Annotated in this window: 11 protein-coding genes and 1 pseudogene; 2 read left to right on the top strand and 10 right to left on the bottom strand. The window is 41.4% G+C overall.

What is annotated here, in order from left to right; translation table 11 throughout:
• Positions 1 to 147: 147 nt before the first annotated feature.
• The 6 genes from gatB to A4H00_RS06090 all read right to left on the bottom strand — a co-directional run bounded on the left by gatB (position 148) and on the right by A4H00_RS06090 (position 6534).
• Positions 148 to 1590: an Asp-tRNA(Asn)/Glu-tRNA(Gln) amidotransferase subunit GatB gene (gatB, locus tag A4H00_RS06115; RefSeq protein ID WP_067088195.1), complete on the bottom strand. Its 1443-nt coding sequence runs from the start codon at positions 1588 to 1590 to the stop codon at positions 148 to 150.
• Entirely contained in the window at positions 1590 to 3056 is a 1467-nt protein-coding gene (gene gatA / locus A4H00_RS06110; protein WP_067088193.1) for an Asp-tRNA(Asn)/Glu-tRNA(Gln) amidotransferase subunit GatA, read from the bottom strand. Before gatA ends, gatB begins: the two co-directional genes overlap by 1 nt.
• Complete coding sequence (gene gatC / locus A4H00_RS06105) at positions 3056 to 3358, bottom strand: Asp-tRNA(Asn)/Glu-tRNA(Gln) amidotransferase subunit GatC (protein ID WP_067091522.1); 303 nt, start codon at positions 3356 to 3358, stop codon at positions 3056 to 3058. Before gatC ends, gatA begins: the two co-directional genes overlap by 1 nt.
• 338 nt (positions 3359 to 3696) lie before the next feature.
• Positions 3697 to 4245 carry a cysteine hydrolase family protein gene (locus A4H00_RS06100; protein ID WP_067088191.1) on the bottom strand — a complete coding sequence of 183 codons (549 nt, stop codon included), beginning with the start codon at positions 4243 to 4245 and terminating at the stop codon, positions 3697 to 3699.
• Between the two features lies 1 nt (position 4246).
• A complete protein-coding gene (gene codY / locus A4H00_RS06095; protein ID WP_067088189.1) occupies positions 4247 to 5035 on the bottom strand; it encodes a GTP-sensing pleiotropic transcriptional regulator CodY in 789 nt (262 codons plus the stop codon).
• 284 nt (positions 5036 to 5319) lie between these two features.
• Positions 5320 to 6534 carry a pyridoxal phosphate-dependent aminotransferase gene (locus tag A4H00_RS06090; RefSeq protein WP_067088187.1) on the bottom strand — a complete coding sequence of 405 codons (1215 nt, stop codon included), beginning with the start codon at positions 6532 to 6534 and terminating at the stop codon, positions 5320 to 5322.
• 122 nt (positions 6535 to 6656) lie between these two features.
• Between A4H00_RS06090 and A4H00_RS06085 the strand changes: the two genes are divergently transcribed.
• Positions 6657 to 7109: a universal stress protein gene (locus A4H00_RS06085; RefSeq protein WP_067088185.1), complete on the top strand. Its 453-nt coding sequence runs from the start codon at positions 6657 to 6659 to the stop codon at positions 7107 to 7109.
• 36 nt (positions 7110 to 7145) lie between these two features.
• Here A4H00_RS06085 and A4H00_RS06080 read toward each other — a convergent pair.
• Positions 7146 to 8529: pseudogene (locus A4H00_RS06080) on the bottom strand (HAD-IIB family hydrolase).
• A gap of 69 nt (positions 8530 to 8598) precedes the next feature.
• Between A4H00_RS06080 and A4H00_RS06075 the strand changes: the two are divergent.
• Complete coding sequence (locus tag A4H00_RS06075) at positions 8599 to 9558, top strand: asparaginase (RefSeq protein ID WP_067088182.1); 960 nt, start codon at positions 8599 to 8601, stop codon at positions 9556 to 9558.
• A 480-nt stretch (positions 9559 to 10038) separates the two neighbouring features.
• On the opposite strand, the gene A4H00_RS06070 is transcribed toward A4H00_RS06075, so the two are convergent.
• The 3 genes from A4H00_RS06070 to A4H00_RS06060 are packed head-to-tail and all read right to left on the bottom strand — an operon-like array spanning position 10039 to position 14142.
• Entirely contained in the window at positions 10039 to 12690 is a 2652-nt protein-coding gene (locus A4H00_RS06070) for a valine--tRNA ligase (RefSeq protein ID WP_067088180.1), read from the bottom strand.
• Positions 12690 to 13757, bottom strand: coding sequence for a hypothetical protein (locus tag A4H00_RS06065; protein WP_067088179.1), 1068 nt, complete (start codon positions 13755 to 13757; stop codon positions 12690 to 12692). The genes A4H00_RS06070 and A4H00_RS06065 overlap by 1 nt, the downstream gene beginning before the upstream one ends.
• A 34-nt stretch (positions 13758 to 13791) precedes the next feature.
• Complete coding sequence (locus tag A4H00_RS06060; protein WP_418080443.1) at positions 13792 to 14142, bottom strand: VOC family protein; 351 nt, start codon at positions 14140 to 14142, stop codon at positions 13792 to 13794.
• Between the last annotated feature and the right edge of the window lie 16 nt (positions 14143 to 14158).

The following is a 14158-nucleotide window of genomic DNA, read 5'->3' as shown; positions in this document are numbered from 1 at the left end:
TGACTATCTTATTATAAACCCTAACGATACGTGAAGGTCAATCCTTTTTTAAACATTTTTTCAAAAAAAAAAATGAACAGTATATCGCTTTTTATACTGTCCATTATACGTTTTTTTCTTTTCAACTGACTCGTTTTTAAATACTGTTTATTGTTCTAATAGTTTCTGCAACTCTTGGGCTAAGAGTTGTTGAGCCACTTGCGGATTGGCTTGTCCTTTAGTTGCTTTCATCAAGAAACCAGTAAAGGCCTTGTCCGCATTGCGTTTTCCAGACTTGAAGTCTGCCACCGCTGCTTCATTATCTGCAAAGACTTGATGAATAATTGGAATCAAGACTGCTGGATCTGAAATCTGTACCAAACCAGCTTTTTCCACATATTCACGCGCAGAACCGCCATTTTTCGCCAAATGAACAAAAACTTTCTTAGCAATCTTGGATGAAATCGTACCATCTGCAATCAAACTAATCATTTCAACCAAATTTTCAGGAGTTAAGGCAATCTCTGATAAGCTCTTTTGTTCTGCATTCAAGAATTGAGCTACCTCACCTTGCAACCAGTTAGAAACAAGTTTGGCATCACCACCAAGAGCTACTGCTGCTTCAAAGAAATCAGACAGAATCTTGGTAGCCGTCAATTGGCTTGCATCATAGCTTGACAAGCCCAAACGCTCCATATAATCTGCTCGGCGTTCCTTCGGAAACTTCGGTAAACTTGTCGCAACTTCGGCAATCCAACTATCTTTAATTTCATATAATGGTAAGTCTGGTTCTGGGAAATAACGGTAATCCGCTGAACCTTCTTTGACCCGCATGAGAATGGTTTCCCCAGTTGCTTCATCATAGCGACGGGTTTCCTGCTGAATTTGACCACCAGAACGCAAGATTTTTGCTTGGCGCTCCACTTCATGTTGCAATCCTTTTTTGACATAGTTAAAGGAGTTCAAATTTTTCAATTCAGTCTTGGTACCAAAAGCCTCTTGACCATACGGACGAAGAGAGATATTGGCATCGACACGCATGGAGCCTTCTTCCATCTTAACATCTGAAATACCAGTATACTGGATAATTTCCTTCAGAGCTGTTAAGTAGGCATAGGCTTCTTCTGGACTGCGCATATCCGCTTCTGAAACGATCTCAATCAAGGGCACACCCTGACGGTTCAAATCAACATAGGAATAACCATCTGTCCCGTGAGTGTTTTTCCCCGCATCTTCTTCCAAATGTGCTCGTTCAATACGGATTTTCTTGGTCGATCCGTCCTCTAGTTCAATCTCAATCCAACCATTATACCCAATTGGTTCATCAAATTGAGAAATTTGATAGGCCTTAGGATTATCTGGATAGAAATAATTCTTGCGGTCAAAGTGCATCTGTTTATGAATAGCCATGTTCAAAGCTAACGCCGCTTTGATACCTGCTTCTACTACACCTTTATTTAAGACAGGTAGAACACCAGGGAAGGACCAGTCAATCACATTGGTATTGGCATTGGGATCCTCTCCAAAATGGGCAGATGACGGAGAGAAAATCTTTGAATTGGTATTCAATTCAACATGGACTTCAAGTCCAATAATGGTTTCAAAGTTCATTATTTCTCACCTCCAAAGATAACAGGTTGTTGCTTATGATAATCGGTTGTTGCTTCAAAGGCTGCTGCCACTTGATAAATCGTTTCCTCACTATGTTTTGGTCCAATCAATTGTAAGCCGACTGGCAACCCTTCTACAAAGCCAGCAGGAATCGAAATACCCGGTAGCCCTGCCAAATTGACTGGAATCGTCAAAAGATCCGCCAAGTACATGGCAACGGGATCCTGATTCATGGTACCAAGACCATAAGCTACCGTTGGAGCAGTTGGGCCTAAAATCAAATCATAATCTGCAAAGACCTTCTCAAAATCTTGGATAATCAAGCTGCGGACCTGACCAGCTTTCTTGTAGTAAGCATCATAATAACCAGAAGATAAACTGAAAGTTCCCAGCATAATGCGACGTTTGACTTCTTCACCAAAACCTTGGCTACGTGTATTGACATAAATCTCATCCAAATTTGTCGCATCTTCTGCACGGAAACCATAGCGAATACCATCAAAACGTTGCAGGTTTGAGCTTGCTTCAGACGAAGCAATAATATAATAAACCGCTACACCGTACTTACTATGAGGTAGGCTGACTTCTTCAATGATAGCACCTAGGTTCTCTAACTGTTTTGCGGCCTGTAAGATACACTCTTTGATTTGTGGATCAATTCCTTCGCCAATATATTCTTTCGGCAGTGCAATTTTCATGCCCTTGATGTCTTGACCAATCTTGCTAGCATAATCTGCCACCCCAGGTTGAGCAGATGTCGCATCTTTCACATCATGGCCTGCAATCACATTGAGCAACTGCGCATTTTCTTTGACCGTTTGTGAGAAAGGACCAATCTGATCCAAGGAACTACCAAAAGCAATCAAACCAAAACGCGAAACCGTTCCATAGGTTGGCTTCATTCCGACCACCCCATTAAAGGCTGCCGGCTGGCGAATCGAACCTCCTGTATCAGAACCGAGTGATAGGCGCACCTGACCAGAAGCTACTGCTGTTGCAGAACCCCCAGATGAGCCACCTGGAACCTTGGTCTGATCCCAAGCATTCTTAGTCTTTTTAAAGTAGGACGTTTCGGTCGAACCACCCATGGCAAATTCATCCATGTTTGTCTTTCCTATGACCACCATATCTTTTTTATACGCATTGGCAACAGATGTTGCATCAAATATTGGCTCATAATTATAGAGCATCTTTGAAGCCGCTGTTGTCAAAATTCCCTTGGTAGAAATATTATCTTTCACAGCTAGCGGAATCCCCGCCATGACGTTGGCTTCATCAATTCCTTTTTCATCAATTTTAGCAGCTTGTGCCAAGGCCTCTTCTTCTGCAATCGTAATAAAACTGCCAACCGCTTCTTCACGCTCTTTAATATCCTCCAAGGTTGCCTTGGTCAACTCAAGAACGGATAGTTCTTTCTTGACAAGAAGGTTATGCAACTCATCAATTGAATAGTGATTAAAACTCATTAGGCATCTCCTCCCCCGTCTAAAATAGCTGGAACTTTAATAAAATGATTTTGAGATTCAGGAACGTTCTTGAAGAGTTCTTGTCTATCCTCTCCTTTTTGGGCAACATCTTCCCGCATCACATTTTTTTGTTCTGCCATGGTTGTCGTTACAGGAACCCCTGTTGTATCTACTTCATTTAGCAACTCGACCATATCCACAATTTTACTCAAGGTCGTTGCAAAAGCTGCCGTTTCTTCCGCACTAAAAGCTAGTTGGGACAGGTTAGCCACGTGACGAACTTCTTCTTCTGTAATTTTCATCATCGAATCCTTTCTTACTCATTCTCTAAGAAAACCAAAAATCAGTAAAACAATACCCTTCATTTCGATTTTCCACGAATCGTATTCCTCTTATTTTACCATAAATCTAGTCTCTTCCTCAATAAATTGCCATCTCATACTTGTCAATCAGCCATTACCTTAATCTGTTTTTAATGATTCTAATGAGAAAGACTGGAGCTGAATACAGTTTCGATTTCAACTTCCTGCGTTTTCGTTGGCTAATCAGATGCTGATTTGGATAGAGTTTCATCAGCCATTTTTCTAAAGAGCCTCAACACTCAAAAAAGACTAGGCACTAAGTCCCAGCCTCTATGTTACTACAGTATAGTTGCTCCCAAGACTTGTTCCATATGTCTCAAGGCAAATTGATGTTGCTCTTCATTCAGGCTAGCAACTGCTGAGGCTACAATTTCAATCTTGTACCCAAGATTATAGGCATCAATAGCTGTATGAAGTACACAAATATCCGTCAAGACACCTGTCAATATCACCGTATCAACCTGTCTTTCCCGCAAACGAATATCTAAATCCGTTCCCGAAAAGGCTGAATAATGGCGCTTGTCCATCCAAAAAACCCGCGCATCATCTTGGTATTCTGCATAAAAATCAGCTAAGGGACCATACAAATGGCGGCCACTTGTTCCTTTGAGATTGTGTGGAGGAAAAAGTCGGCTTTCTGGATGAAAAGTATCACCCTCTTCATGCAAATCGATTGCAAAAAAGATATAGCACCCGCAGTCAAACGCCTGTTTGGTTACATCATAGATAGTAGAAGAAATAGCTTGAGCTGGAACTCCAGCTGTTAATTTTCCCCCATCTGCCACAAAATCGACCGTATAATCAATCGAAATGAGAGCCTTCGTCATGTTAATAATCTCGTTTCTTAATTTCATCAAAGATAGCTGGAATTAAGACTTTCAAGTATGTCCCCTTCATGCCCAAGGAACGACTTTCAATAATTCCTGCACTCTCTAATTTACGCAATGCATTGACAATCACCGAGCGCGTAATCCCAATACGATCTGCGATGACAGAAGCTGTCAATTGCCCCTCATCGCCATTCAATTCGCCCAAAATCGCTGAAACAGCCTTCATTTCCGAGTAGGATAGAGTATTGACTGCCATATTGACTGCCGCACGGCGACGAATGTTTTTCTCATCTTCTTCCCGCTGGAAATTCAAAAGCTGAATCCCAACCACTGTCGCTGCAATTTCAACCAAAATCAAATCATCTTCGTCAAATTGTTCATCATGGCGCCAAATAATCAAGGTTCCAAAACGAATCCCTGTCACATGGATTGGGGCAATGGTCGTCAAACTATTAGGATACATAGAACGTGATTCAACTGGAATAGCCGTCAATTCACTGTCCGCTGGGAGATTAACCTGAGTATCATAAACCTGCGCTACTCCTTTTACATAGCCATCTGGAAATTGCTTGGTTAAAAAGAATTCCTCTACCCGGTCATTATTGGTTTTATACTTCATATAATAACCTAGGACTTCTCCCTCACTATTGATAATACAAGCGTTGCAATCAATAATCTCTGAAAGGTGCTCTGCAATCGCATTGTAAGGCAATTCTTCTGACAATTGCTCTTCTGAACGCTTCAAAATAGACGTAATGTCTCGCGTCTTTTCTAATAATGTAGTCATACAATCCTCTTTATTCTGTAATTGCTTTCATTATATCAAAAACAGCAGGTAATTTCAATAATTATCAGAAAATTACATATTGTTTTAAAATCCACTACAATTTAACTTCCATATGCAGTCTGATAAGAAAAATGAGGCTGGAAAACTCCCCAACCTCCGTTTCATATAAATTCACTCAGCGTTAGATTTGTAACGTTTTGGTAAAATAACTGTCTAGTCAGTAACTTTTCCTAGCAAAACCTGATAGAATGACACTCAAACAAGATAAAACGAATGATTGCCTTCTACCGACGATATTGTCGCAAGAAACGTGTCATTTTCTCTTGAATTTCTGCTAATTCATCCACTCGTGGAAGGTAAACAATGCGGAAATGATCTGGTTCCTTCCAGTTAAAGCCTCGTCCATGAACGAGGAGAACCTTCTCCTGCTTCAAGAAGTCCAAGACAAACTGCTCATCGTCTTCAATCCGGTACATTTCGCGATCAATTTTAGGAAAGATATAAAGACCAGCCTTAGGTTTCACTGCAGATAGGCCAGGAATATCACTAATTGCTTTCGTGATAAATTCCCGTTGCTCATACAAACGACCTCCTGGCATCAAGAGCTTATCAACAGACTGATAGCCACCAAGGGACGTTTGCACAACTTGTTGTGCCAAGACATTTGAACAAAGTCGCATATTCGATAGCATATTGAGGCCTTCGATATAGCCTTTTACATGTCGTTTTGGTCCTGATAGAACCATCCAACCGACCCGAAAACCACAGATCCGGTGGGATTTGGACAAACCGTTCATGGTCACGACAAATAAATCTGGCGCCAAGGTCGCAATCGGAATGTGCACTGCTCCATCAAAAACCATACGGTCATAAATTTCATCCGAGAAGATAATCAACTCATGGCGACGCGCAATATCAACAATTCCCTCAAGGATTTCTTTTGGATAGAGGGCACCTGTCGGGTTATTGGGATTGATTAAGACAATCGCCTTAGTCCGCGAGGTAATTTTAGCTTCCATATCTTCCAAATCAGGATACCAATCAGCCGCCTCATCACAAACATAATGAACTGCATTTCCACCTGCCAAGCTAACTGCTGCTGTCCAAAGAGGATAATCCGGCATAGGTACCAAGACCTCATCACCATTGTCCAACAGCCCCTGCATGGACATAACAATTAGCTCACTAACTCCATTTCCTAAATAAATATCTTCAATATCCACATTTGGAAAATGCTTCAATTGACAATACTGCATAATGGCCTTACGTGCTGAAAAAATCCCCTTACTATTAGAATAGCCTTCTGATTTCCGCGCATTGTGAATCAAATCATGGATTACCTCATCTGGCGCTGTAAAACCAAATTCAGCAGGATTTCCCGTATTTAAGCGCAGAATTTGCTCACCATTTGCCCGCATACGCATCGCTTCTTCTAATACCGGACCACGAATATCATAAGCTACATCGTCTAATTTCATCGATTTATCAAACTGTCTCATCAAGCTTACCTCGACTTTCTATTGGTATTATTTTAGCCTAAATCCCTTAAAATAACAAGAATTACTTGCCTTTTTCCTAAAAACATGTTATAATATATATGGAAAGAAAGGGGTGAAGACCTATGACACAATCTTACCAAGTTATCCTAGTCGCTGTCGACGGTTCAACAGAAGCTGAATTAGCTCTACACAAGGCCATTCACGTTGCAAAACGCAACCAAGCACGACTGATTATTGCCCATGTCATTGACACTCGCGCACTTCACAATATTGCAGCCTTTGATGCAGCAATTTACGAAACTCTTGAGCAAGAAGCTCAGACCCTCCTCAAGGACTATCAAGAACAGGCGCTACAAGCTGGACTTTCAGAAGTTCAAATTGTGATTGAATTTGGTAATCCTAAAACACTACTTGCCCATGATATTCCAGAGGAAACTGGTGCTGATTTAATGCTCTTAGGGGCAACGGGGCTCAATACCTTTGAACGTCTCCTCATTGGCTCTTCATCAGAGTACATCCTACGCCACACGACAATTGATTTACTCATTGTGCGAGATAAGGATAAGACAATGTAATCTTAATAAAGTATAAGCACCCGTGAAAACGGGTGCTTAGTTTTTATCTTCCTGCCTCTGATGAACTTTAGATTGTCTGACCAATTCTTCTTGAATGGCAGGCTCTGGCGCATACTTTTCTGACCAATTCTCTGGTTTTAAAATTTTATGAGTAATCGGATCAAAACGTGCCTTGCCATCTGGAAAAATTTTTCCCATGTTCGCTTGATGTACAATGTCAAAAATCGGTTCTGGATCAACTCCCATTAACACAAAGGAACCATAGGTAAAATACAACAAATCAAGTAAAGCATCTACTTGTCCTAACAAGGGATCAGCTGTTCTTTCATTCTGTTTCGACTTTTTCGCCGCCTTATCCAAGGCTCTGTGAAGTTTCTGAGTCATCTCATCAAACTCTTCATTATTCCTTGCAGTAGCATACAAAAATTCAACAATTTCTTCTAATTTGAAATCTGCACGATACAGTGCCGACTGAGGCTCATAGGCAAGCGGGAACTCTTGCGTTCTTTCATCCATTTTCGCATGAAAGTCCTTGACTGCATTAAACCGGCTATCCTTACTCTGAAACATATGACGCTCCTTCTACGAGACCAAAATGCACTAAGGCCTTAAAAATACCATCGTGATTATTACTATCTGTAATATAAAAGGCCGCCTGACGAGCTTTTTTTGTTCCATTTTTCATGGCAACAGAATGTGGAATACCAGCCAGCATTTCCAAGTCATTGTTTGAATCGCCAAACACAACGACTTCATCAAGACTAAATTGGTACTGGGCACCAATACGCTCAATCCCTACTAATTTGGAATTTCCCTTTGAAATAATATCCACCGCATAAGGGCTTGAACGAGTAAATGCTAATCTCGGAAACTGCGAAGCTAACCGTCTAGTCTCTCTTTCTGTCGCTAACAACATCATCTGATAAATAGAACGTTCTGAAATAATCCGCAACTGCTCTTCATTTTGAGGACTGACCTTGCGAATGAATCGGTTAAAAATAAAATTAACAAATCCAGCCCAGGAAGCAGGAACCATCCGTGTTAGTCGATAAGCTAGATTTCCTCCACCGAAACTCATAATCCGACTTCCTGCAACACCAAACGCTGTCCCAAAAGAAAGATCCTTTTTATATTGTCTAGCATATTCAATCAAGGCTGGCATATCTTCTTTGGGTAGCTCCTGCATAAATAACACTTTTTCGCGCGACAAAATGTACTGACCATTGTAGGTGATTGCAAAATCTAAACTCAAAGAAGCCATATATTGGAGTACAAAACGTGGCCCCCTACCAGTTGCTAGCCCAACTAAAATCCCTTGTCTACGTAGCTGATTGATAGCTGAGATTGTTGAAGGACTGACTGTACGATTATCTGTCAATAAGGTTCCATCTATATCAAAAAATACTGCCTTAATCTTCAACATCTCACCTACTTTCCTGCATTTTATGATACAATTAGTATACCACAATTGGAAAGAATCTGAAAGTTTATGAAAAATATTCTTGTCTTACACACAGGCGGTACTATCTCTATGCAGGCAGATATGGAAGGTAAGGTGACAACCAATCATGAAAATCCGATGAATCATGTTTCTGTCCCTCTAAATGGTATCCATGTCACAGCACTAGACATCTTTAATCTCCCTAGCCCATATATGACACCTGAGCACATGCTCACTCTTTATCAGACAATCAAAGAGAAAGCGACTCAGTATGACGGAGTTGTCATCACTCATGGAACAGATACGCTAGAAGAAACAGCTTATTTTTTAGATACAATGGAATTACCTGCTATTCCTGTCGTCTTAACAGGAGCCATGCGTTCATCTAATGAACTAGGAAGCGACGGCGTCTATAACTACCTCAATGCCCTTCGAGTAGCCAGCCACGACAAAGCAAAAGATAAGGGTGTTCTTGTTGTCATGAATGATGAAATTCATGCTGCAAAATATGTTACAAAGACCCACACGACCAACGTTGGTACCTTCCAAACACCAACTCATGGACCGTTAGGACTTGTGATGAAACAGGAAATTCTCTACTTTAAAAATGCGGAACCCCGCGTTCGTTTCGACCTAGAACAGATTTCAGGCCTCGTTCCCATCATTCCAACCTATGCTGGGATGAAGACCGAATTGCTCGATATATTAGATTCCCAAAACCTGGACGGCTTAATCATTGAGGCATTTGGTGCGGGTAATCTTCCCAAAGAAGTAGCGGACAAACTAACTGATTTCCTAGAAGCAGGAATTCCGATTGCCCTTGTTTCACGGTGTTTCAACGGAATTGCAGAACCAGTCTATGCCTATGACGGAGGTGGAGTCGATCTCCATCAAAAAGGCATCTTCTTTGTCAAAGAACTAAACGCTCCTAAAGCTAGATTGAAGCTCCTCATCGCACTGAATGTCGGCTTACAAGGAGAGCAACTAAAAGAATATATGGAGGGGTAGCCATTCTGTTTTGACGAAAAGATTGTAGCTTAGAAATCGATTTTATAGCCCTCGTTTTTTGTTTTCCAAAATCCGGTATCAGACTGATTAAACGATAATATGTAGCGAGGGAGCGCGACGCGCTCACCCACAAACATATGAAAACTCACATAAAGCCTTCATTAGGTATGTACTCCTAGTAAGGGCTTTTCTTATTACAGTTGATGCCTATTCATATACTCCTTTTTATAGCAAAAATAAGCAGACACAGATAACACTCTATAAAAATCAAAATCTGACTAGGAAACGAAACTACAGATAGAACTAGGGTTCAGTAAGGAAGGTGAGTTATCGATGTCAAATTTTGATTTTTGATGAATATAAAAGAGCTATTTTTGAAATTCAATAAGGATGAACAGCAAAAAGGAGAGAATCCTGTTAATTCTCTCCATACTATGGCCAGTTCTTATGACAGTTGATGCCTATTCACTATTGTTCCAGCTATTTCACCAACTTCTCCATCTCTGCAATGCGTTCTTTGGTCGCATCGTATTTGGTTTGGTAATCAAGCTGTTTAGCGCGTTCTTTTTCGACGACTTCTGGTTTGGCGTTGGCAACGAATTTTTCGTTAGCAAGTTTTTTGCCAACCATGTCGAGTTCTTTCTGCCATTTGGCAAGTTCTTTTTCAAGACGAGCCAATTCTTCATCGACATTGAGCAGGTCTGCAAGCGGTAAATAGATTTCAGCTCCTGTGATGACACTTGACATAGCCAGTTCTGGTGCAGCTAGGCTTGCGTCAATTTCCAAGTGTTCTGGATTGGTGAAGCGTTTGATGTAGTTGACATTTGCCTTGAAGAATTCTTCTAACTGGCTGTCCGTTGGCTTGATCAAGAGCGTGATTGGCTTGCTTGGGGCAACATTGACTTCGCTACGCGCATTGCGCACGGCACGAATCACGTCTTTCAGTGCTTCTACGCCATTTGCCGCTGCATGATTTTCAAACTCAGGACGAGCCACTGGATAGCTTGCCGTCACAATGCTGCCTTCTGAGATTTGCCCAAAGATTTCCTCTGTTACGAATGGCATGATTGGGTGAAGCAGACGCAATATTTGATCCAAGGTGTAAAGAAGCACAGAGCGAGTCATGATTTTTTCTGCCTCATTGTCGCTATAAAGCACTTCCTTGGTCAACTCGACATACCAGTCCGCAAATTCATCCCAAATGAAATTGTAGAGGATATGACCAGCCACACCAAACTCAAACTTGTCAAAGTTTTCAGTGACTTTAGCAATGGTTTCATTGAGGTTGTGGAGAATCCAGCGGTCTGTCACGTTTCCAGCCTCGCTTGCGGCTACTTTTGCAACATTTTCACGCGCTTCCTCAAGGCTCAAGCCCTCATTATTCATGAGAATGTAGCGGGAAATATTCCAAATTTTATTGATGAAGTTCCATGAGGCGTCCATTTTCTCGTAAGAGAAACGTACGTCCTGACCTGGTGCAGAGCCGTTTGACAAGAACCAACGGAGACTGTCTGCCCCGTACTGGTCAATCACATCCATCGGATCAATCCCATTTCCGAGAGATTTAGACATTTTCCGACCTTCTTCATCTCGAATCAAACCGTGAATCAAGACATTTTCAAACGGACGACGGTCTGTAAATTCAAGAGATTGGAAAATCATCCGTGACACCCAGAAGAAAATGATGTCGTAGCCTGTGACAAGGGTTGAGGTTGGGAAGTAGCGTTTGAAGTCTGCGTTGTCCTCATCTGGCCAGCCCATCGTTGAAAATGGCCAAAGGGCAGAGCTGAACCAAGTATCAAGCACATCTTCATCCTGAGTCCATCCGTCACCTGCTGGTGCTTCTTCCCCAACATAGATGTCACCTTCTGCATTGTACCAAGCTGGGATTTGGTGACCCCACCAAAGCTGACGTGAAATCACCCAGTCATGGACATTTTCCATCCATTGAAGGAAGGTGTCATTGAAACGTGGTGGATAGAATTTCACTTCATCTTCGGTCTTTTGGTTGACAATAGCATTTTTAGCTAATTCATCCATTTTGACAAACCACTGAGTAGACAAACGTGGCTCAACCACAGCACCGCTACGCTCAGAGTGTCCGACAGAATGCACACGTTTTTCGATTTCTACTAGAGCACCAAGCTCTTCTAACTTAGCTACGACTGCCTTACGAGCTTCAAAACGATCCATCCCTGCAAATTCACCCGCCAAGTCGTTCATCGTTCCATCATCGTTCATGACGTTGACTTGTGGGAGGTTGTGGCGTTGTCCTACGAGGAAGTCATTTGGATCATGGGCAGGTGTGATTTTTACAACCCCTGTTCCAAATTCTGGATCCGCATGTTCATCGGCTACGATTGGAATGGCTTTATTGACAATCGGCAAGATAACGTTTTGTCCAATCAAGTCCTTATAGCGTGGGTCTTCTGGGTTGACCGCAACCGCAACATCTCCAAACATGGTCTCAGGACGTGTTGTCGCAACTTGAAGCGCACGAGAGCCATCCTCAAGTATATAGTTCATGTGGTAGAAGGCACCCTCGACATCCTTGTGAATAACTTCAATATCTGAAAGGGCTGTGCGGGCTGCTGGATCCCAGTTGATGATAAATTCGCCACGGTAAATCCAGCCTTTTTGATACAAATCAACAAAGACCTTACGGACAGCTTTTGACAAACCTTCATCAAGGGTAAACCGCTCACGCGAGTAGTCAAGCGACAAACCCATCTTGCCCCACTGCTCCTTAATGGTCGCAGCATACTCGTCTTTCCATTCCCAGACTTTCTCTAGGAACTTCTCACGACCGAGGTCATAGCGGGTAATGCCTTGCTCGCGGAGACGCTCCTCAACCTTGGCTTGAGTGGCAATCCCTGCATGGTCCATCCCTGGCAACCACAAAGTATCAAAGCCCTGCATGCGTTTTTGACGGATGATAATATCCTGCAAAGTCGTGTCCCAGGCGTGTCCAAGGTGGAGTTTTCCCGTCACGTTTGGCGGTGGAATCACGATAGAGTAAGGCTTAGCCTTCTCGTCTCCTGACGGCTTAAAGACATCTGCCTCCAGCCATTTCGCATAACGACCAGCCTCAACCTCGGCTGGATTGTATTTTGGTGATAGTTCTTTTGACATTAGTTAATCTCCTTCTTCCATTTTTTGACTTCTCTTATAATTCGTTTTCTATTTCTTCTGTACTTAAAAAATAAAATAGGGTGAAGCCAATATTCTTGCGGTCTTTTTTTCTTCGTCAGCTTTTTTTTGATTTTTTTCAACTTTTTATTCATCTTATGAATGGCAGAAATATTATATTCATACTGATATAATTTGTCCTCTCTGCCTCGAATTCGATTTGCTAACTCAATACTTTCCTGATATTTTCTACTTCTAACACTTAAGTATCGCTCGATTTCTTTAACATACCTATCTTCATAAGAATCAAAGAAAGATAAATAATAAACCTCATATATAAACATCCCTATTAAAGCAATAACTTTTATTGCTGCCGATTCTCTAATACTTAAATAATCCACTAAATTATTCACTACATAAGCGTACGGCAAGGCATAAAAGAGCATAAATATCCAAAATTGCTCACTACGTTTTTTTGAAGGATTTAAAATTATAGCTGTTGTCACTAGTCTCTGCATTAACAGAAGAAGCACGACTAGCACAGATATACCAATATTTATTGATACCATTATGTCGCCTAATTTAGTAACAGTTTTATAAATCAGATATATAGAATAAAAATGTAGTATTATTAAAGTAAATCTTATCATTCCATGTATCAATTCATACGGTTTAACCTCCACTTCTTTTTTTGACCGCTCCCAATCATATTTTAATAGCAATTCCACAAAAAAGATCAGCTTCTCATAGTTGACTTTTTCCCCCATTTCTAACATATCCCAAATATGTCCATCTTTCATAAAATAAGGCTTCGTATTTTTTATATCCATATTTCTACCATATGGGTTAATTTGACTTTTCAACTCACTTATCGCTATCGCCCTATTATTTTCATCATCTAAATTTTTTATAATTTTTTTTAGTTGCTTTCTCCATTCAGAACGCTCCCTTGTAACTAAATCTAATTTATGCTTTTTATTAGTTTGAACAAATGAAATAACTGTTCCGATAATCGTACTAATTCCCATAGCTCCTACAAAGGAAATAATATTTTCAATTGTAAAATTCATTAGTTAGTTCACCTCTCCCACACCACCTCAATCTTCACCCGATCTGGGTCTTCGAAAAAGACGGCGTAGTGGTCTGGTCCTCCAGCTTGTGGGTAGCGGTCATCATAGAGTAGGGGTACACCGTCCGCTCGCAAGCGCTCGTGTAGGGCATCAACCTGTACCTTGGTTGGCAGGCGTGATTGAGGCCTGTTTGCTTTCTGTGATAACTTGGCTCTCTGTAATCTTCCTCGTTCTGGACAAAGACGAGGTAGGTATTCCGATAGCGATAGCTAAAGCCCTTTTCCCACTCTTGATCCAGTTCATAGCCCAAGTCTGCAAAAAGCTGTTCATAAAAGACACGGCTAGTTGCGAGATTGGCCACATTGATTTCGATATGATGAAGCATACTATCTCCCACCTTT

The organism is Streptococcus marmotae, assembly GCF_001623565.1.
GTDB classification, from domain to species: Bacteria; Bacillota; Bacilli; order Lactobacillales; family Streptococcaceae; genus Streptococcus; species Streptococcus marmotae.
This window is presented reverse-complemented; position numbering and strand designations above follow the sequence as displayed.